This is a genomic window from Streptomyces sp. NPDC087787, from assembly GCF_044743035.1.
Lineage (GTDB): Bacteria > Actinomycetota > Actinomycetes > Streptomycetales > Streptomycetaceae > Streptomyces.
This window is the reverse complement of record NZ_JBIUVQ010000012.1, coordinates 31,365-50,221: the sequence shown is the minus strand read 5'-3', so window position 1 is coordinate 50,221 and position 18,857 is coordinate 31,365. Positions and strand designations below refer to the sequence as shown.

General features: G+C 72.1%; 16 protein-coding genes. 4 read left to right on the top strand and 12 right to left on the bottom strand.

From position 1 onward, the window contains the following. Nucleotides 1-80: 80 nt before the first annotated feature. A complete protein-coding gene (locus ACIOWN_RS19990; protein ID WP_326803385.1) occupies nt 81-500 on the top strand; it encodes a DUF3151 domain-containing protein in 420 nt (139 codons plus the stop codon). Here ACIOWN_RS19990 and ACIOWN_RS19985 read toward each other — a convergent pair. From ACIOWN_RS19985 to ACIOWN_RS19950, 8 genes are all read right to left on the bottom strand, one after another. Continuing rightward, complete coding sequence (locus tag ACIOWN_RS19985) at nt 418-669, bottom strand: DUF3151 family protein (RefSeq protein ID WP_401982985.1); 252 nt, start codon at nt 667-669, stop codon at nt 418-420. The genes ACIOWN_RS19990 and ACIOWN_RS19985 overlap by 83 nt on opposite strands. Nucleotides 670-761: 92 nt before the next feature. Next, nucleotides 762-2,312 carry an MFS transporter gene (locus tag ACIOWN_RS19980; RefSeq protein WP_401982983.1) on the bottom strand — a complete coding sequence of 517 codons (1,551 nt, stop codon included), beginning with the start codon at nt 2,310-2,312 and terminating at the stop codon, nt 762-764. Between the two features lie 122 nt (nt 2,313-2,434). After that, nucleotides 2,435-3,466 (bottom strand): class II fructose-bisphosphate aldolase, encoded by a 1,032-nt coding sequence (fbaA, locus tag ACIOWN_RS19975; RefSeq protein WP_362349943.1) that lies wholly within the window; start codon nt 3,464-3,466, stop codon nt 2,435-2,437. Nucleotides 3,467-3,680: 214 nt separating this feature from the next. Then, nucleotides 3,681-4,229 (bottom strand): orotate phosphoribosyltransferase, encoded by a 549-nt coding sequence (gene pyrE / locus ACIOWN_RS19970; protein WP_100568410.1) that lies wholly within the window; start codon nt 4,227-4,229, stop codon nt 3,681-3,683. Nucleotides 4,230-4,239: 10 nt separating this feature from the next. Next, nucleotides 4,240-5,037 carry an aldose 1-epimerase gene (locus ACIOWN_RS19965; RefSeq protein WP_362349942.1) on the bottom strand — a complete coding sequence of 266 codons (798 nt, stop codon included), beginning with the start codon at nt 5,035-5,037 and terminating at the stop codon, nt 4,240-4,242. A 635-nt stretch (nt 5,038-5,672) separates the two neighbouring features. Beyond that, the gene (locus tag ACIOWN_RS19960; protein ID WP_401982981.1) at nt 5,673-6,839 is read right to left on the bottom strand and encodes an SRPBCC domain-containing protein; all 1,167 of its coding nucleotides are present in this window, start codon (nt 6,837-6,839) and stop codon (nt 5,673-5,675) included. 91 nt (nt 6,840-6,930) lie between these two features. Then, a complete protein-coding gene (locus ACIOWN_RS19955) occupies nt 6,931-8,559 on the bottom strand; it encodes a polyamine aminopropyltransferase (RefSeq protein WP_362349938.1) in 1,629 nt (542 codons plus the stop codon). 89 nt (nt 8,560-8,648) lie between these two features. Beyond that, nucleotides 8,649-9,176, bottom strand: coding sequence for a DUF2617 family protein (locus ACIOWN_RS19950; RefSeq protein ID WP_362349936.1), 528 nt, complete (start codon nt 9,174-9,176; stop codon nt 8,649-8,651). An 865-nt stretch (nt 9,177-10,041) separates the two neighbouring features. On the opposite strand from ACIOWN_RS19950, the gene ACIOWN_RS19945 reads away from it, so the two are divergent. Further along, complete coding sequence (locus ACIOWN_RS19945) at nt 10,042-11,235, top strand: pyridoxal phosphate-dependent aminotransferase (protein WP_362349934.1); 1,194 nt, start codon at nt 10,042-10,044, stop codon at nt 11,233-11,235. A 143-nt stretch (nt 11,236-11,378) separates the two neighbouring features. Here the strand turns inward: ACIOWN_RS19945 and ACIOWN_RS19940 are convergent, their stop codons facing one another. The 3 genes from ACIOWN_RS19940 to ACIOWN_RS19930 form a co-directional block, all read right to left on the bottom strand. Continuing rightward, the gene (locus tag ACIOWN_RS19940) at nt 11,379-11,942 is read right to left on the bottom strand and encodes a YbjN domain-containing protein (protein WP_362349933.1); all 564 of its coding nucleotides are present in this window, start codon (nt 11,940-11,942) and stop codon (nt 11,379-11,381) included. A 296-nt stretch (nt 11,943-12,238) separates the two neighbouring features. After that, nucleotides 12,239-14,836 (bottom strand): ATP-dependent chaperone ClpB, encoded by a 2,598-nt coding sequence (gene clpB, locus ACIOWN_RS19935; RefSeq protein ID WP_401982978.1) that lies wholly within the window; start codon nt 14,834-14,836, stop codon nt 12,239-12,241. 353 nt (nt 14,837-15,189) lie between these two features. Then, nucleotides 15,190-15,525 (bottom strand): hypothetical protein, encoded by a 336-nt coding sequence (locus ACIOWN_RS19930; protein ID WP_100568401.1) that lies wholly within the window; start codon nt 15,523-15,525, stop codon nt 15,190-15,192. A 298-nt stretch (nt 15,526-15,823) separates the two neighbouring features. Between ACIOWN_RS19930 and ACIOWN_RS19925 the strand changes: the two genes are divergently transcribed. Together ACIOWN_RS19925 and ACIOWN_RS19920 are read left to right on the top strand one after the other, a co-directional pair. Beyond that, nucleotides 15,824-16,837 carry a helix-turn-helix transcriptional regulator gene (locus ACIOWN_RS19925; RefSeq protein ID WP_362349929.1) on the top strand — a complete coding sequence of 338 codons (1,014 nt, stop codon included), beginning with the start codon at nt 15,824-15,826 and terminating at the stop codon, nt 16,835-16,837. 19 nt (nt 16,838-16,856) lie between these two features. After that, the gene (locus ACIOWN_RS19920; RefSeq protein WP_401982976.1) at nt 16,857-17,846 is read left to right on the top strand and encodes a helix-turn-helix transcriptional regulator; all 990 of its coding nucleotides are present in this window, start codon (nt 16,857-16,859) and stop codon (nt 17,844-17,846) included. Here ACIOWN_RS19920 and ACIOWN_RS19915 read toward each other — a convergent pair. Beyond that, on the bottom strand, nt 17,809-18,852 hold the full coding sequence (locus tag ACIOWN_RS19915; RefSeq protein WP_362349927.1) for a helix-turn-helix transcriptional regulator: 1,044 nt from the start codon (nt 18,850-18,852) through the stop codon (nt 17,809-17,811). The genes ACIOWN_RS19920 and ACIOWN_RS19915 overlap by 38 nt on opposite strands. Nucleotides 18,853-18,857 lie beyond the last annotated feature (5 nt).

Below are 18,857 nucleotides of genomic sequence, written 5' to 3'. Positions count from 1 at the left end.
ATTCTCGTTTGCCATCGATGCGCGGCCGTTCTCTCCCGTGGACGTCCCGGATGCCTGGCCACAAGTGGCAGACTGGCGGCATGACGACTCACAAGAACCTGCTCGGCGGCCCGGAGCCGACATACCTGCCGGAGAACGAAGAGGCGTACCGCCTGCTGGGCGAGGAGTCCCAGCCCCCGGCCGAGGTCGTGGCGCAGCACCCCACGTTCTCGCTCGCCTGGGCGATGCTCGCCGACGACGCCTTCGAGGCGGGGCGGGTTGTCGAGTCGTACGCCTACGCGCGCACCGGCTATCACCGCGGCCTGGACGCCCTGCGCCGGGCCGGATGGAAGGGGCATGGCCCCATCCCCTGGGACCACCGCGCCAATCGCGGCTTCCTGCGCTGCCTCGCTGCCCTCGGCCGCGCCGCCGGCGAGATCAACGAGAAGGACGAGACGGAGCGTTGCTGGCAGTTCCTTCAGGACAGCAGCGCCGAGGCGTACGCCGAGCTGAAGCGGTAACCGTCACCGCGGCTCGAACGAAATGTGCCGCCGCTCTCAGGAAGCGGCGGCACGGAGTGCTCGCATGTAGCGCCCTTCTCCCAGGGGACCGGACCGTGGCCCAGCCGCTGCGGCACGGGGCGTCCAGACCGCGGTGGTAGCCCGTACGGGCGTACGCGTACGACTCCACGGCCCCCGCTCGAAGGCGTCGTCGGCGAGCTGCGCCCAGGCCAGCGACGACGCCGGGTAACGCGCCGCCACCTCGGTGGCCCCTTCCTCGGCTCACGAAGCCGGACCGGCGCCGGAGGCCGCACCCCCGCGGCCCGTCTCCAGAGGCGGTGTCGTCACACTGCCGTGGGTGCGGCACTCGGGCCGGCGGCAGCCCTTGGCCGGGCGGCGGACGGCGACGAAGGCGAGGGCCGCCCCCACCACCAGGACGGCCGCGCAGATCGGCATGGCCCGGCGGAACGCGGCGTCGAAGGCGTCCGCCGAGCGGTACGCCTCGGGGCCCATCCCGGCCAGCAGCGGCAGCGCGGCCACCGCCATCAGGCCGGCCGCGCGGGCGGCGGCGTTGTTGATGCCGCTGGCCAGCCCGGCGCGGGAGGTGTCCACCGAGGCGAGCACGGTGGCGGTCAGCGGGGCGACCAGGGTGACCATGCCCGCGCCCATGACGAGCAGGGCCGGGAGCACGTCCGTGAAGTAGTGCGCGCCCTTGCCGACCCGCAGCATCAGCAGCATCGCCACCGCGCACAGCAACGGCCCGACGGTGAGCGGCAGGCGCGGCCCGATGCGGTCGGCGAGGGCGCCCGAACGGGCCGAGAACAGCAGCATGAGGACGGTGGTCGGGAGCAGGGCGGTGCCCGCCTTCAGCGGTGAGTAGCCGGCCACCACCTGGAGTTGCAGCGCGGTGAGGAAGAAGAAGCCGCCGAAGGCCGCGTACACGCACAGGGTGACCAGGTTGACGGCGGTGAACTGGCGGGAGGCGAAGATGTCCGGCGGCACCATCGGATCGGCGCGGTGCTTCTCCACGTACACGAAGGCGACGGCGGCGAGCACGCCCGCGGCGGCGGTGAGGGCGACGGCCAGGGTGCCGTGGCGGGCCTCGATCAGGGCGTACGTCACCAGGGCCAGGGACAGGGCGCCGAGAGCCGCGCCCAGCACGTCGAAGCGGCCGTGGGCGGCGCCTTTCCCGGACTCCCGGCCGCGCCGGGACGGGGAGGTGCCGCCAGTGGCCGCGCTGGACTCGGGCACGTGACGCAGGGCGACGGGGGCGCAGACCAGGGCCACGGGGATGTTGAGCAGGAAGACCCAGCGCCAGCCGGGCCCGGCGACCAGCCAGCCGCCGAGGAACGGGCCGACGGCCGCGCCGATGCCGCCGAAGCCGGACCACAGGCCGACGGCCCGGCCCCGGTCGTCCGGGTGGAAGGAGGCCTGGATGAGGGCGAGCGAGCCGGGGGTGAGGAGGGCCCCGCCGATCCCTTGCAGGGCGCGGGCGGCGATCAGGACGGTCACGTTCGGGGCGAGGCCGCACAGCAGGGAGGCGGTGGCGAACCAGACGACGCCGAGCACGAAGATCCTGCGTCGGCCGTAGCGGTCCCCGAGTGAGCCGCCGAGGAGGATCAGGCCGGCCAGGGTGACCAGGTAGGCGTTGACCGTCCACTGCAGCGCGGCGAGGTTCGCGTCCAGGTCGCGGCCGATGCGGGGCAGGGCGACGTTGACGACGGTCGAGTCCAGCAGGGCCATGCTGGAGCCGAGCACGGTGGTGAGCAGGATCCAGCGGCCGGTGGGGCTGGAGATCCTGACGGCGGGGGCGTGCTGTGCGGTGACAGCCATGAGGGGATCATCCCGCGCCGGCCGGCTCCGGGCCAGGCGGGCGGACGGGCGGATCGACGGGCAGCCGGAACGGACGACGGGTCCGGTGCCGTGGCACCGGACCCGTCGCGGGAGAGCGGGAGTTACTTGATCTTCGTGCCGGTGGAGCGGAGGTTGCCGCAGGCCTCCACCACGCGCTGGGCCATCGACGTCTCGGCCAGCTTGCCCCAGGTGCGCGGGTCGTACGTCTTCTTGGAACCGACCTCGCCGTCGACCTTGAGGACGCCGTCGTAGTTCTTGAACATGTGGTCGGCGACGGGACGCGTGAAGGCGTACTGGGTGTCGGTGTCGATGTTCATCTTCACCACGCCGTTCTCCAGCGCCGTGCGGATCTCCTCCTCCGTGGAGCCGGAGCCGCCGTGGAAGACGAAGTCGAACGGCTGGCTGCCGGCCGGGCGGCCGTACTTCGCCGCGACGCCCTCGTTCAGGTCCTTCAGCAGGTCGGGGCGGAGCACGACGTTGCCCGGCTTGTACACGCCGTGCACGTTGCCGAAGGAGGCGGCCAGCAGGTAGCGGCCCTTGTCGCCCAGACCCAGGGCCTCGGCGGTGCGGATCGCGTCCTCGACCGTGGTGTACAGCTTGTCGTTGATCTCGTGGGTGACGCCGTCCTCCTCGCCACCGGTCGGGGTGATCTCCACCTCGAGGATGATCCTGGCGGCGGCGGTGCGGACGAGCAGTTCCTGGGCGATGGCCAGGTTGTCGGCGAGGGTCTCCGCGGAGCCGTCCCACATGTGCGACTGGAACAGCGGGTTGCGGCCTCCCTTGACGCGCTCCTCGGAGATCGCGAGCAGCGGACGCACGTACCCGTCGAGCTTGTCCTTCGGGCAGTGGTCGGTGTGCAGGGCGATGTTGACCGGGTACTTCTCGGCGACGATGTGCGCGTACTCGGCCAGGGCGACGGCGCCGGTGACCATGTCCTTGCTGTACTGGCCGCCCAGGAACTCCGCACCACCCGTGGAGATCTGGACGATGCCGTCGCTCTCCGCCTCCGCGAAGCCGCGCAGGGCCGCGTTCAGGGTCTGGGAGGAGGTGACGTTGATGGCCGGGTAGGCGAACTTGCCTGCCTTCGCCCGGTCGAGCATCTCGTTGTAGACCTCGGGGGTTGCGATGGGCATCTGTCCGCTCCTTGTATGTGCGGGGTGCGTTCTGCGTACTTACGGCCCTGACCTAGGGAGTGACGTCATCGTCGGCCCCATCTTCGCAGACGTTGCCTGATGTGTAGGACACCCTGCCCGACCTGTGGACGGCCGGGTCGCGCGGTGCGGACCCGGTGCCGTCCCGGTTCCCGTCCCGGGCCTGCCTGTCCTGGTCGGTCCGGCCCGGTCCGGCTCAGTCCAGTCCGAGGTCGTCCTTCGAGTACGCGAAGACGTACGGCACTCCGGCGCCCTCAGTGATCTTCTCGGCGGCGCCCGTGGCCCGGTCGACGATCGTCGCCACGGCGACCACCTCGGCGCCCGCCTCGCGGACCGCCTCCACGGCGGTGAGCGGGGAGCCGCCCGTGGTGGAGGTGTCCTCCACCACCAGGACGCGGCGGCCCCTGATCTCGGGGCCCTCCACGCGCCGTTGCATACCGTGCGCCTTGGCGGCCTTGCGGACCACGAAGGCGTCCAGTCTGCGCCCGCGCGCGGCGGCGGCGTGCAGCATCGAGGCCGCGACGGGGTCGGCGCCCATCGTCAGGCCGCCCACCGCGTCGAAGTCGAAGTCGGCGGTCAGGTCCAGGAGCACCTGACCGACCAGCGGGGCCGCCTCGCCGTCGAGGGTGACGCGGCGCAGGTCGATGTAGTAGTCGGCCTCGAGACCGGACGACAGCGTCACCCTGCCGTGCACCACGGCCTTGTCCTTGATCTGCTGCAGCAGCTCGCCGCGAACGTCGCTCATGACAGTCAGCTTAAGCGCGGTGCCAGGTCCAGGTCGTCGAGGCCTCCAGCGGCTCCAGCGGGGTGACCAGGCGCGGAAGGGTGTTCAGGCCGTTGGGCGGACCGGTCTGCGGCTCCACGCACACGGCGGCCTGCTGCTCGTCGTAGACGACGACCCATTCCTCACGGCTGGTCACCCTCAGCTCCAGCTGCCCGGGCCAGGTGAGCGTGACGTCCACTCCGCCGGGCATGCCGAAGCAGTCGTCCCAGGGGCCGGGCTTGGGCTCGACGCGGTGGCCGGTGGGCAGGTGGTCGTCGCCGCGCTCCTCCTGCCAGGCGGGCCGGAAGTCGACGCGGGCGTCCTGGGCACCGGGTCCCCCGAGGGTGCGGTTGAACCACGGGTGCCAGCCGATCTGTGCCGGGAAGGACGACTCGTACGTCTCCACGGACATCGTCAGCGTCAGGGCGTCCTCGGTCAGGGTGACGGCCTGGGTGACACGGCCGGGGTGGGGCCAGGGGTCGACGAGGTCGTACGTGATCACCGCCTCGGTGGCGGAGGTGCGGGCGGTGCGCCAGGCGCCGTCGCGGGCGGTGCCGTGGATGGCGTGCGGTGGGGAGTTGAGCGGCATCTGGTGGACGGCGGCGCCGTCCCGGAAGCGGCCGTCGCGGATCCTGCCGCACCAGGGGACCATCGGGAAGCAGCCGAAACGCTCTCCCTGACGGAGCAGTTCGAGCCCGCCGACGCGCAGACTCCCGACGCGCCCGCCATTGCCCGGCTGCACGACCGCTTCCGCGTCACCCGCGGTCAGCGTGATGTCTTCGTTACTCACCCCACGAGGCTACTGGCCGGATCAAGAAGGCGTTTTGCGCCGCGGGTGGCTGGAGGGACAGAGGCCGGCCACGGCGAGCCGAGGCGCCGCTCGGCGACGGCGCCGGCGGGCCCGCCCCCACGACGCCCAACGGCAGGAACCGGGCGGAAACGGCCGACGGCGCCGGAACGGGCGCGCAAAGCGGCGGGCGCCGTTCAACGGCTGCGCCCCAGGGCTCGCCCCACCCGATCACCGACGCCGACGGGCGCCGTCCGACGGAGCGTCGACCCGGCGGGCGAGGACACGAGCGCCGCGAAGTCACGGCGACGCCACTCAGCGGCCCGGCGCAACGCTCACCACGGCACCTCAGGGCCCGGCCTACGACGATCACCGACGCCACGGCCAACCCGCGACGGACGCCGCCCAACCGAGCTCCGGCCCGGCAGATGAGGACACGAGCGCCGCGAAGCCACACGGACGCCGCCAGCGGCCCGGCGAAAGGCCCGCCGCAAAGCCCACGCTCAGCAGCGGCGGCACCTCAGGGCTGCGCCCACCACAAGCACAGACGCCACGACCAACCACGCCGCAGGCGCCGCCCGACCGGGCTCCGGACCGGCAGGCGACGCCGAACTCCCGCCAAGCCACGCGGACGCCACTCAGCGGCGGCGCCTCAGGGCCCGGCCCACGACGATCACCGATGCCACGATCAGCGCCGCGGCGGGCGCGGCCCAGCGGAGGGTCGGGCCGGCGGAGACGGTGAGCGGCGCGGGGACGGGGGCGTAGCGGCCGCGGGGCGGGGCGTGGTCCACCTCCTCGGCGCTGCGGCCGATCATCGTCCGCCGGGCGTGTGCCGCCTCGGCGGGCGGCTCGGCGGTCTCGGCGAAGTCCTCGGAGACGGGGGGCTCGTCGTCCTCGTCCTCCTCGTCGGCCAACGGGTCGAGGGAGGAGGGCGGAACATCGGCGTCGAAGAGGGAACCGCGCCGGGACGGTGCGGCCGGGTGGGCCTCGCCCTCGTCCCCGAGCGGCGGCGCCGGGGCGTCGTCCGCGTCCGGTGCGGCCTCGAAGTCCCCACTCGCCAACGGAGCGAAGTCCTCGGTCGCCTCCTCGGCCAGCCCCACGCCCCCGTCGCCCTCGGACGGCTCGGAGCCTTCCGCCTCGGACTCCTCCGGCCCCCCGCCGCGATCCGGCTCGGCGGCAGCCGGCTCGGAGTCCTCCCGCTCCGCGCCGGCCGGTCCGGCGGCAGCCGTCGCGGGGCGGTCGCCGCCGGCCGCCCGCGGGGCTTCCGGCTCTCCGGCGCCCGACCCGGCGCCATCGGACCCGGCGCCATCGGACCCGGCGCCATCGGTTCCGGCGCCACCCGAGTCGGCGTCACCCGGCCCGGCGGTGGCCGGATCCGGCTGCTCCGGGCCCGAGCACAGGTGTTCCGTGAAGCGGGTCAGGAGGCGGGTCGTGGCGGTGTGTACGGAGTCCGGGGGCAGCTCGGTGACGCGGCCCTCGGCCGTGGCCGTGCCGTCGAAGGTGACGGTGGAACCGCCGTCGCTGTCGCGGAGGCGGAGCGTGAGCGTGAATTTCACGGATCCGCTGCCGCGGGACTCCGTCGCGTCGCCCTCGACGGCGTAGGAACCCTCGTCGAGGGCGCGGACACGCAGCGTGCCGCGGTACGTGATGGAGTGGCCGCCGATCCGCATCTTGAGCCGGCCGGTGACGGGCTCGCCGCCCGCGTCCTGCTGGAGCCCGGGAACCGCCCGGGCAACCCGCGCCGGATCGGCGAGCGCCCTGCGCAGCAGCCGGGCCGGAACCGGAACGAACACCTCGTGCTCCATGTCAGCCGAGGGTACCCAGTGCCGCTCCCGATTACCCTCCCCTCGCCCAGAGCCGTCCCCCGCGCACCGCACACGCCCGCGGCGGGCCGGATCAGTCCGTGTACCGGGGATGGACCAGCGTCGAGGGCGGAAGGCCGGGGACGCGGGTGCGGGCCGCCGCGCGGGCGGCCGCCGTGAGCGACTCCGGCGTGAGCGTGCGGGGAGCGGGGGCCCGCGGGTCCAGGCGGAGGGCGGGCGGCATACGGGACGCCAGGACGAAACCCCAGTCACGCGGGGCGCGCGAGGCCGTCCGGTCGGGATCGGCGGCGGAGTCACGGCCGTCCACGCGGTACGGCACCGTACCCAGCCCGGCGGCCCGGACCGTGGCCTCCACCGTCCAGAACACCCGGGGCCGGGAGGAGACCGGTCCTGCGTGCACCACCAGCCGCCCGCCGGGTGCCAGGGCCCGCCGGGCCAGGCCGTAGAACTCCTGCGCGTAGAGCTTCGTACTCGCCGTGATGGCCGGATCGGGCAGGTCCTCGATCACCACGTCGTACGCCGCCGCCGGCGCCCCGCGCAGCCAGTCGAAGGCGTCCGCGGTGCTCACGTGCACCCGCCGGTCGTCGAAGGCGTGCTCGTCCAGCCGGGCCAGTGCCGGGTCACCGCGCGCCAGCCGTACGAGGGCCGGGTCGCGCTCGACGACGTCGACCCGCTCGACGCCGGGGTGCCGCAGCACCTCGCGCGCGGCGAGGCCGTCGCCGCCGCCGAGGATCAGCACCCGCGTGTGCGGCCCGGTCATCGCGGGGTGGACCAGCGCCTCGTGGTACCGGAGTTCGTCGCGGCCGCCGACCCGCAGCCGCCCGTCGAGGAACAGGCGCAGCGGACGGCCCCGGGTGCCGCCGGTGAGGACCACCTCCTGCTCCCCGGTCCGCAGCGCCACCCGGACGTCCTCGCCGTACATCGCCTGCCGCGCGGCCCGTTCGAAGTCGCCGACCAGGGCGGTCAGCGAGGCGAGCAGGCCGAGCACGGCGAGGTTGGCGACGATCAGCAGCCAGCGGCCGCGCGGGGTCAGGTCCCGCGCGAACAGGCCGAGGACGAGCACGCCGCCCGCCACGGCGTTGACGGCGCCGGTCACCAGTGCCCCGGTCAACTGCCCGAGCAGCGGCAGCAGGAGGAACGGGAAGGCGAGTCCGCCGACGAGCGCGCCCACGTAGTCCGCCGCGAACAGGTCGGCGACCGCGCCGCCCGCGTCCTGGCGCCGGATCCGCTGGATCAGTTCCATCAGCAGCGGCACCTCGGCCCCGATCAGCAGGCCGATGGCCAGGGAGAAGGCGACCAGCAGACAGCGCGGGCCGTTGGCCCACGCACCGCCCCAGCCGCCGGTCCAGGCGAACACCGCGTACAACGCCATGGCGCTGCACCCGCCGACCAGGGCGAGCGTCGCCTCGATCGCGCCGAAGGCGACGGCGGCGTGCCGGCGCAGCCGCTTCGCGGCGAGCGAGCCGATGCCCATCGCGAACACCATGACGGACAGCACGATGGACGCCTGGGTGACCGAGTCGCCAATCAGGTACGAGGCCAGCGCCACGAGTTCGAGCTCGTACACAAGACCGCAGGCCGCGCAGACGAACACCCCCGCGAGGACGAGGAACCGGCCGGTTCCCGGCCGGACGGGCAGTCGCGCGGGGCCGCCGAGGGGCGGCGCCGCGCCGGGCGGGGCCGGGGCGTGCGGTTCGATCACCCCTGTGACGTTACGTCACAGGAGCAGCACCCCTCGTCACCCACACGTGTGGAAAAGGAAGTTGACGCGCATCGCAGGTTTACCCGCGCTCAACTCGCTCCGGCCAAGGCGGAACGGCGCACCCCCACCCTCGTCCTGGTCGCCACCAACTGGCCGTCCTGCGGGTAGGCGTGCCAGGTCCGCCAGTGCACCTGGCCGTCGTGCCACTGCGCCAGCATCGCGGTGAACGCGTTCGGACTGCCCGGGAAGACGCCCGCCAGACCGTGCGGATGCTCGGAGACGAGGGCCAGCAATTCCTGGGCACGGCCGGTGAACGAGCCCGGCGAGAGGAACTCGACGCGGGCGGCGAACTCGTACTCCCAGTCGTCGGACCGCTTGGCGACGCCGAGGGGCAGCGGGGTGCTGGAGCCCGGGATGCACGCCACGGTCTCCGAACAGCTTCCCCGCTCCTCCTCCAGGAGCACCTGGTGGGACGCGCCGAGAAGTCTCAACTGGACTTTGGCCCCGCCCTGTTCGAGGTCGAGGGTGGCCAGTGCGGGCAACGGCTCGCGTCCCAGGGCCCAGGCGAGGTCGGCCGCACGCGTGTCGGTGTAGGAGGTGTTCAGGGTCGTGAGCATGGATCGGCTCCGCTAGCACGCAAAGAAAAAGAAGGGGGAGGAACGGGCCGGCACGCCCCGGTGGACACGGGGACGACGGCCCGGTCAGCCCAGCTCGGGAGGGGGGTGTGCGGGACGTCCGAGGGGCTGCGTCGGTAGAGGCAATCACGAACTGCGGTTCCACCACAGGGTTTTTACCCAACTTCGTGCGGTTTCCATCCCTCAGAGGGCCCCACAGCTCATCTGTTCAACGCCGACAGGTGACAGGAGTCGCGCATCGGGGCCGGTGCGCCCGCCGGAGACTGCCTCCCGACGGGCGCCGGCCCGGATGCGGTTCCCCCGTGGAGCTCGGCCGCCCCGTGTCAGCTGCCTCCTCCGCATCCGCCGCCTCCGCACGACGACCCGCCCCCGCACGACGAGCCCCCTCCGCAGGAGTGACCCCCACACGAGTGATGCCCCCCTCCCGAGTGACCCCCACCCGAGTGATGGCCGCCGCCGGACGAACAGCCACCGCCGCCGTCCGACCCGGCCCACCAGCCGGCAGCCCCGCCGCTCGCGCTCCCCCCGCCGGCCGACCCGGTGCGCCGGCCGCGGTACGACTTGACGAACCGGTCGCGGCGGGCCCTGCGGCGCCCCGCTGCCACGGCGGTCACGCACAGCACCGCGATCATCGCCAGGACGATGCCCCACACCATGGCGTCCCCCTCCCTCCGTCCCCGGAACCTCGCCGGCCGCGCCCCGGACCGTTCCCCGGACGCCCGCCGGACCTTCCCGGGGCGTTGTTGCCGAAGCGGCCCCCCGTGGGCGCCTCGCAGCGTGCCCGGGAGATGCCCGGCCGCCGGACCGGCCAAAGCACACTTGAGGAAGTCCAGAGCTTGGACGGAGGATGGCCGGCATGACCTCCAGCGCACGCCCGCTCCTCAACCGCCGGCTCGCCGAGTTCGGGACGACGATCTTCGCCGAGATGTCCGCGCTCGCCGTGCGGACCGGGTCGATCAACCTGGGGCAGGGCTTCCCCGACACCGACGGCCCCGAGGAGATCCGGGAGGCGGCCGTGCGCGCCCTGCGCGACGGGCGGGGCAACCAGTACCCGCCGGGCCCGGGCGTCCCCGAGCTGCGCACGGCGATCGCGGAGCACCAGCGGCGGCGGTACGGGCTCTCCTACGACCCGGACACCGAGGTGCTGGTCACCGCGGGCGCCACCGAGGCGATCGCGGCGGCGCTGCTCGCGCTCCTGGAGCCCGGCGACGAGGTGATCGCCCTGGAGCCGTACTACGACTCCTACGCCGCCTGCATCGCGATGGCGGGCGCGAAGCGGGTGCCGGTGACCCTCCGGCCGCACCACGGCGGGGACGCCGGATTCCGACTCGACCTGGACGAACTGCGCGACGCGGTGACCCCGCGGACCCGGCTGCTGCTCCTGAACACCCCGCACAACCCGACCGGCACCGTCCTCACCCGCGCCGAACTGGCCGAGATCGCTCGGCTCGCCGTCGAACGCGACCTGCTCGTGGTGACGGACGAGGTGTACGAGCACCTGGTGTACGACGACGCCGAGCACATCCCGCTCGCCACGTTCCCCGGCATGCGCGAGCGCACGGTCGGCATCTCTTCGAGCGGCAAGACGTTCTCGTTCACCGGTTGGAAGGTCGGCTGGGTCACCGCCGCCGCTCCCCTGGTCACGGCGGTCCGCTCGGCCAAGCAGTTCCTCACCTACGTGAGCGCCGGGCCGTTCCAGTACGCGATCGCCGAGGCCCTCGCCCTCCCCGACAGCCACTTCACCGGCTTCCGCGACGACCTGCGCGCCAAGCGCGACCTGCTCGCCTCCGGCCTGGCCGACGCGGGCTTCGAGGTCTTCCGCCCCCGGGGCACGTACTTCATCACCACCGACATCGCCCGGCTCGGCGAGAAGGACGGCATCGCCTTCTGCCGCGCCCTGCCCGAACGCTGCGGCGTGGTCGCCATCCCCAACGCGGTCTTCTACGACGACCGGGAGGCGGGCCGCACCCAGGTCCGCTTCGCCTTCTGCAAACGAACGGACGTCCTGAGCGAGGCCGTGTCCCGCCTCGGGAGCCTGTGAGCCGGGGTACTTCCACCGCTACGGCGAAGAGCCCGGTCCCGGGTGCGCGGCCAGTGCCGCGCGTCCGGGCCGGGCTCTCGCTCGGCTACGGCGCGTGTCCGCGCGCGCTCATGCGGACACCGCTGTCTGTGACGGCCGTGGGACTACTTCTCGTCGTCCTCGGGCTTGTCCGCCTCGTCGGCGTCCTGCTCGGCGGGCTGGTCCGCCGCGTTGACGTCCTCTTCGAGGCCGAGCTGCTCGACGAGCCACCGGTCGAACTCGATGGCGGCCCGCACCCAGCTGACCGTCGAGGAGACGAAGTGCTCCAGGCTCACGCCCATGCCGATCAGCATCTGCGCCTCGCCGATGAGGCGGACGGTGCCGTCGTCGTGGGTGTGGGTGTACACCTTGGGCCACAGAGTCCGCCGGTTCCAGTCGTCGATGGACTCCAGCAGCTGCGGCTTCTCGTCGATCTTGTGGGGCCGGTCGTAGAACGTCCGCACCGAGAAGACCTGCTGGTCCGCCTCGCCGCGGAACATGAAGTACGTACGGAACTGCTCCCACGGCGCCGCGAGGTCGCCCTCGTCGTCGACGACGTACTTGAGCTCCATCTGGTCCAGGAGCTGCTTCACGAGGTCCTGATCCGGGACGACGGGGCCCGCCGGTCCCTGGGGCTGCGGCTCGGGCTGGCCCCCGAAGTTCGGAATCGAGGACGGGTCGATGCTCACCGTGTTTTTCCCTTCGTACGGATCTCGCCATCCTCCCTCATCCGGGGAGGGGGGTGGCAAGCCCTCCGGGAGGCTGTCAGCCCTGGGCTGACATGATCCGGCCGTCAGGTGGACGTCCGGCGAACGGAGGGGGAGGCCATGACGGTCCTGTCGGCCTCCGAGTACCCACTGAGCGGCGGACCCACGAAACGTCCAGCGCCGGCCCGGCCGCGGTTCCGGGCCGGCGCGGTGTGACGCGGTCCGCCACCCGCCGTGGCGGCGGACCGCGCCGGGGCCAGGGGGTGTCAGACACCCCCCTACAGCGTCTTGCCGGTCGCCGGGCCCACCAGCAGGCCCTCGCCGAAGCGGTCCACGCGGACCGTGTCGCCGTCCTTGATCTCGCCGGAGAGGATCTCCTTGGCGAGGCGGTCGCCGATGGCGGTCTGCACCAGGCGGCGCAACGGGCGGGCGCCGTAGGCCGGATCCATGCCCTCCTCGGCGAGCCAGGCCAGGGCGTCGGGGGTGACGTCCAGCGTCAGGCGGCGCTCCGACAGGCGGCGGGCGAGCCGGTTGATCTGGAGCCCGGCGATCCGGCTGAGCTCCTCCTTGGACAGCGCCGAGAAGACCACCAGGTCGTCCAGGCGGTTGAGGAACTCCGGCTTGAAGGAGGTGCGGACCGTCTCCAGGACCTGCTCCTTCTTCTCCTCCTCGCTCGTCAGCGGGTCGACCAGGTACTGGCTGCCCAGGTTGGAGGTCAGCACCAGGATGGTGTTGCGGAAGTCGACCGTGCGGCCCTGGCCGTCCGTGAGGCGTCCGTCGTCCAGCACCTGCAGCAGGATGTCGAAGACCTCCGGGTGGGCCTTCTCCACCTCGTCGAGCAGCACCACGCTGTACGGGCGGCGGCGCACCGCCTCGGTGAGCTGGCCGCCCTCCTCGTAGCCGACGTAGCCGGGCGGGGCGCCGACCAGCCGGGCCACGCTGTGCTTCTCGCCGTACTCCGACATGTCGATGCGGACCATGGCCCGCTCGTCGTCGAAGAGGAAGTCGGCGAGCGCCTTGGCCAGTTCGGTCTTGCCGACGCCGGTCGGACCGAGGAAGAGGAACGAGCCCGTCGGCCGGTCCGGGTCCGCGATGCCGGCCCGGCTGCGGCGTACGGCGTCGGAGACGGCACGCACGGCCTCGGACTGGCCGATGAGCCGCCGGCCGATCTCCTCCTCCATGCGCAGCAGCTTCTGCGTCTCGCCCTCCAGCAGGCGGCCGGCCGGGATCCCGGTCCAGGAGGCGACCACGTCGGCGATGTCGTCGGGGCCGACCTCCTCCTTGACCATGGTGTCCTTGGATGCCTCCTCCTCGGCCTGCGAGGCGGCCTCCAACTCCTTCTCCAGGTCAGGGATCTCCCCGTACAGCAGCTTGGAGGCGGTGTCGAAGTCGCCGTCGCGCTGGGCTCGTTCGGCCTGACCGCGCAGGTCGTCCAGCCGTTCCTTCAGCTCACCGACCCGGTTGAGGGCCTGCTTCTCCTTCTCCCAGCGGGCGGTCAGGCCGCGCAGCTCCTCCTCCTTGTCGGCGAGGTCGCGGCGCAGCTTCTCCAGCCGCTCGCGCGAGGCCGCGTCGGTCTCCTTGTCGAGCGCCAGCTCCTCCATGCGCAGCCGGTCGACACCGCGCTGGAGTTCGTCGATCTCCACCGGGGAGGAGTCGATCTCCATGCGCAGCCGGGAAGCTGCCTCGTCGACGAGGTCGATCGCCTTGTCGGGCAGGAACCGGGAGGTGATGTACCGGTCGGAGAGGGTCGCGGCGGCCACCAGTGCGGAGTCGTTGATCTGCACCTTGTGGTGGGCCTCGTAGCGGCCCTTGAGCCCGCGCAGGATGGCGACGGAGTCCTCCACGCTGGGCTCGGCGACCAGCACCTGCTGGAAGCGCCGCTCCAGCGCCGGGTCCTTCTCGATCCGCTCCCGGTACTCGTCGAGCGTCGTGGCGCCGACCATGCGCAGCTCGCCGCGGGCCAGCATGGGCTTGAGCATGTTGCCGGCGTCCATCGCGGAGTCGCCGCCTGCGCCCGTGCCGACGACGGTGTGCAGCTCGTCGATGAAGGTGATGATCCGGCCGTCGGAGTCCTTGATCTCCGCCAGGACGGTCTTGAGCCGCTCCTCGAACTCGCCGCGGTACTTCGCGCCCGCGACCATCGCCCCGAGGTCCAGCGCCACCAGCCGCTTGTCCTTCAGGGACTCGGGCACGTCGCCCTTGACGATCCGCTGGGCGAGCCCCTCGACGACGGCGGTCTTGCCGACGCCTGGCTCACCGATGAGGACCGGGTTGTTCTTGGTGCGGCGCGACAGCACCTGCACGACGCGGCGGATCTCCTGGTCCCGGCCGATCACCGGGTCGAGGCGGCCCTCGCGCGCCGCGGCGGTGAAGTCCGTGCCGAACTTCTCCAGGGCCTTGTACTGGCCCTCGGGGTCGGGTGTGGTCACCCGGCGTCCTCCCCTCGCCTTCGAGAAGGCATCTTGCAGTTTCCTGGCGCTCGCGCCCTGCCCGGACAGCACCTCGCCGGCCGCGCCGCCCTTCGCGGCGGTGCCGATCAGCAGGTGCTCGGTGGACAGGTACTCGTCCCCGAGGTCGGCCGCCCTGCTCTGCGCGTCCGCGATCACGGCGAGCAGCTCGCGGTTGGGCTGCGGCGGCGCGACCGTGGAGCCGGTCACGCTGGGCAGGGACGCGAGCACGCGCTCCGCGCCGGAGCGGACGGAGGCCTGGTCGGCGTCGACGGCCGACAGCAGGTCGATGATGTTCTCGTTGTCCTGCCCCTCGAGCAGCGCGAGGAGCAGGTGGGCGGGGGTCAGGTCGGGGTGCCCCTCCCGTACGGCCCGGTTGCCGGCCGCGTTGATCGCGTCACGGCTCCTGTTGGTCAGCTCGGCGTCCACGGTCGCTTCTCTCCTCCTTGACGAGCGCTCTCTGCCACATCTCCCAGTGCTGACTCAATCAGCGTACACAAACTTGAGTCTATTCCACTCAAGGTGACGCCGGGAGCTTTCCCAGGACAGGAGTGGGAGCTTTCCCGGAGACAGGAAGGGGGAGGAAGAAGCGCCCGCGCGGCAGGCGGAGGCGGAGACCGCGCGGCGATCCGCGGAGCGGTGGCTATTTTCGGCCAGCGATCGAATCCGCTGATACCCGGAGTTTTCCGGGGAAAACAACAGCGGCGTCACCGTGTTCAGGTCACGGTGACGCCGCTGCGGGGGGAAGCACCTGAGCGATCTGTTACGACGGGGGAATCGCGTCAGGCACTGCGGGGGGTGGCGGAGATGGCTCTGAGGACCGAGGGCGGTGCCGGCACCTGGCGGTGGTCCCTCTGGTCCAGGTTGACGAAGATCATTCCGTAACGGACGGCACACCGTACGGGCTGCGGCGCCCCCCGAGGCCGCCGCAGACACCGGTACGCCCGTACGTCACCGTCGTCGTCCCTCGTCACGACGACCGGTTCACCGAAGACGGTCACCATCAGCGAGTCACCGCTGTGGGGGATGGCGGTGACCAGGTCGATGAAGTGCCAACCGGAGCGGTAGGCCGTGGCCATCTCGCGGCGGAAGGAACGGTCGTCGGGTGGAGTGGTCACATCAGCTCTCCGGAATCAACTGCCGCGGGAGAGCCCGGCCAGTGCGAGTCGGGGGGGCCCGCCATCACGACCGCCGGCCAGTGGCTGTCCGCCCGATCGTCGCTCTTCGCACCGGAGTGACCACCCATCGCTCCGAAGACCGCAACGGCGGAGAAGGCGGCCACAAGCACCGAGCGAAGCATTCTCTTACGCATAGTCGGCTTCGTCCTCACTTGAAAGTCTCCTTTTCCCCCGTCGGATAAGACGATGGCTCATTCCAGCACGTCATGGCCACAGGATCGATGCATCATGTTCCTGCATGTTCAGGACCCTGGGGGGTGGAGATTTCGTGGCAAATCAGACTAAGGCGACGCATCCCCATGCGGTGACCGAACTTTGTGAGGAAGGTGGCCGACTTTACGCGAACGCCCTCCGCCTGGGGAGGATCCGCCGGGCGGATGCCGAAAGCGCCCCCTGCCTCGTGGAGTTCGACCTTCTCCACCCGGATCCGGACGACACGGACTGGCTGTGCCCGGTACATCCGTCGGTCGCGCTGGCCGAGCGGCTCCATCCGATCGAGCGGGAGATCACGGACCGCCGACGGCTGTCCATCCAACTTGCGGACATCTTTGAGCCGTTCCTCGCGCTCAGCGCGCAGTCGGCGACGACCGACCACTCCATCACGGTGCTGGAGGGAGGCGCGCGGATCAACGCCGCGCTCAACGCGGCCACGGCCCAGTGCCACACCGAGATGCTCACCATCCAGCCGAGCGACGACCGCTTCTCCGAGCGCAGCCTCACCCAGGGCCTCGAGCGGGACCGGCCGCTGATCGAGCGCGGCGTGCGCATCCGGACCCTCTATCAGCACACCGCTCGCTACAGCCCCGAGAAGCTGGCCTACGTGGACCAGTTGTCGACGGGGAAGGCCGAGTACCGCACCATCGACGAGGTGGTGGAACGGCTCATCGTGTGCGACGGGACCGTCGCCTTCATCCCCGCCCGCGACGATCAGCAAGTCGCTCTGGAACTCCGCCACCCGGGCCTCGTCCGTTACCTCATCAGAGTCTTCGAGTTCATGTGGGGCCGCTCGGTCCCCCTGAGCGCGGGCGCCCCCTACGAGACCGCGCCCGGCGGCATCAACGACATCCAGCACTCCATAGCCAAGCTCCTCGTCGAGGGCCACGTCGACGAGGCCATAGCCCGCCGCCTGGGAATGAACGTCCGTACCTGCCGGGCCCACATCGCCAAACTCGCCGCCATCCTCGGCAGCGGCAGCCGCGCACAACTCGGTTATCTCATTGCCCAGTCGGGGATTCTGCAGCAGAAACACTGAAGCCACAGGGAGGACCGGGGTGGGCCCGACACGTCATCCGGAGCACGGCCCGGAGGACCTGTGCCCCGCGGGCACGGAGTTGTACGAACGCGCCCTGCGGAGCGGATGGGTGCGTGCGGGGGAGGCGGACGGAGCCCCCTGTCTCATCGACTTCGGTCTGCTGCACCCGGCGGTCGAGGATCTCGACCGGCTGGAGCCCGTGGCGCCCGCCGCCGCCCTCCACCGACTACTGCGCGCCGCCGAGGAGCGCATCGCGGAGGAGCGACGCCGTGAGGATCGGCTGGCCCGGACCTTCGAGCCGCTGATGCGCGTCGACGGCCGGCGCACCGGGGAGCCGGGCACCTCGGCGCTCGTGATCCTCAGCGGTACACCGCGGATCAACCAGGCCATCACCGAGGCCATGGCCGAAGCGAGCGAGGAAGTCCTGTGCGTACAGCCGCACTCCGGCCTCCTCGGCCGAAGGGGCGAGGCGGCACATGGAGTGGCGCTGGACCGCGATCAAGCGCTGCTGGACCGCGGCGGGCGTATTCGCACCCTCTACCAGCACACTCTGCGCCATGTCCCCTCGATACCCGCCTACCACGAGACACTCACCGGTGATGTCGAAGCCCGCTCCCTCGACGAAGTCACCGACCGGCTCATCGTCGTCGACCGCAGCGTCGCCTTCGTCCCCGCCAACGCGGACGGCACTCTCGCTCTCGCGGTCCGCCACCCCGCCCTGGTCGGCTACTTCGCCACCGCCTTCGACCGTTTCTGGCGCCTGGCCACGCCCATGTACCCGCTGATCGTCCATCAGCCGTCCGCCGGAGGCGTCACCCGCCGCCAGCGCGCCATAGCCGCCCTCCTGGTCGAAGGGCACACCGACGCCGTCATCGCCGACCGCCTCGGCATGAACGTACGCACCGCCCGTGAGCACATCGCCAAGCTCGCCGCCACACTCGGCAGCTGCAGCCGCGCCCAGTTGGGCTACCTCATCGGACGGTCGGGACTTCTTGACCAGGAACCGTGAACGGGCCCACGCCCGCGGCGCGCGGCGGTCCGTCGAGCCCCGCCTGGGCGATCCTCACGCCCAACTGCGTACGGCTGGCCGCGCCCAGCGTCTCGGACAGCCGGGCGATGTGGGCCCGGCAGGTGCGGACGCTGATGCCCAGCCGCTCGGCGATCACCGCGTCCTGGTGGCCCTCGGCCAGCAGCGCCGCGATGGATTGCTCGCGGTGGGAGATGCCCTCGATGCCCGTGTCGGGCAGCGGCGCGGTCAGCGGGATCGCCAGCCGCCAGAGCCGCTCGAAGACCGTCCCCAGGTACTCCACCAGCGCGGGATGGCGCAGTTCCAGCGCCATCGTGCAGTCGGCGTTGGCGGGCACGAAGGCGACCGTGCGGTCGAAGAGGATCAGCCGGTCGATCACCTCGTCCAGCGTGCGCGCCTCGACCGCGTCGCCCAGCAGTTCCAGGTAGTTGAGCAGCCCCTGACCGTGCCGGGCCACATGGGTGTACAGGTCCCGCATGCGCACCCCGCGCCCGCGCAGCGCCAGCGCCCGGTGCAGCCCCTCGGACAGTTCGTGCTCGCGGCGGATGCCGCCCGGCTGGACGGTGAGCACCTCGGTGGTGCACGCCTCCGTCGCCTCGTCCATGGCCGCCTGGATGCGGGACAGGCCGTCCAGGACCCGGATCGCCGTGCCCTCCACGGCCGCGGAGGGCACCCGCGCCTGGCGGCCGAGCCCGCCGTACCGCTCGACGGCGGCCACCACCGAGCTCACCCGCCGGTGGCTCTCACTGACCTCGTCGTACATCCCGCGCAGCAGCCGGGTCATGACCTCCTGCGGCGCGGTCGGCACCAGGAAGCCCATGTCGTCGGGGTCAGGGTGCAGCAGGGCGAGTTCGAGCAGGCAGGGCACCGGCTCGGCGATCCGGCGCGGCACCCGGCCCCGTCGTACGGCCCGGGCGTACACGTGCTCTCCGGCCTCGCACAGTCGGTCGGCACCGTGTGGATGCTCCGCCGTCCCGTGCCCGGTCATGCCCC

Bases quoted from the DNA above. Each gene is read 5' to 3' on its own strand.
- ACIOWN_RS19945 (WP_362349934.1), top strand. From the start codon at position 10,042: ATGGCCGGCATGACCTCCAGCGCACGCCCGCTCCTCAACCGCCGGCTC.
- fbaA (WP_362349943.1), bottom strand. From the start codon at position 3,466: ATGCCCATCGCAACCCCCGAGGTCTACAACGAGATGCTCGACCGGGCG.
- pyrE (WP_100568410.1), bottom strand. From the start codon at position 4,229: ATGAGCGACGTTCGCGGCGAGCTGCTGCAGCAGATCAAGGACAAGGCC.
- ACIOWN_RS19990 (WP_326803385.1), top strand. From the start codon at position 81: ATGACGACTCACAAGAACCTGCTCGGCGGCCCGGAGCCGACATACCTG.
- ACIOWN_RS19950 (WP_362349936.1), bottom strand. From the start codon at position 9,176: ATGCTCACGACCCTGAACACCTCCTACACCGACACGCGTGCGGCCGAC.
- ACIOWN_RS19960 (WP_401982981.1), bottom strand. From the start codon at position 6,839: ATGGAGCACGAGGTGTTCGTTCCGGTTCCGGCCCGGCTGCTGCGCAGG.
- ACIOWN_RS19925 (WP_362349929.1), top strand. From the start codon at position 15,824: ATGTTCAGGACCCTGGGGGGTGGAGATTTCGTGGCAAATCAGACTAAG.
- ACIOWN_RS19980 (WP_401982983.1), bottom strand. From the start codon at position 2,312: ATGGCTGTCACCGCACAGCACGCCCCCGCCGTCAGGATCTCCAGCCCC.
- ACIOWN_RS19915 (WP_362349927.1), bottom strand. From the start codon at position 18,852: ATGACCGGGCACGGGACGGCGGAGCATCCACACGGTGCCGACCGACTG.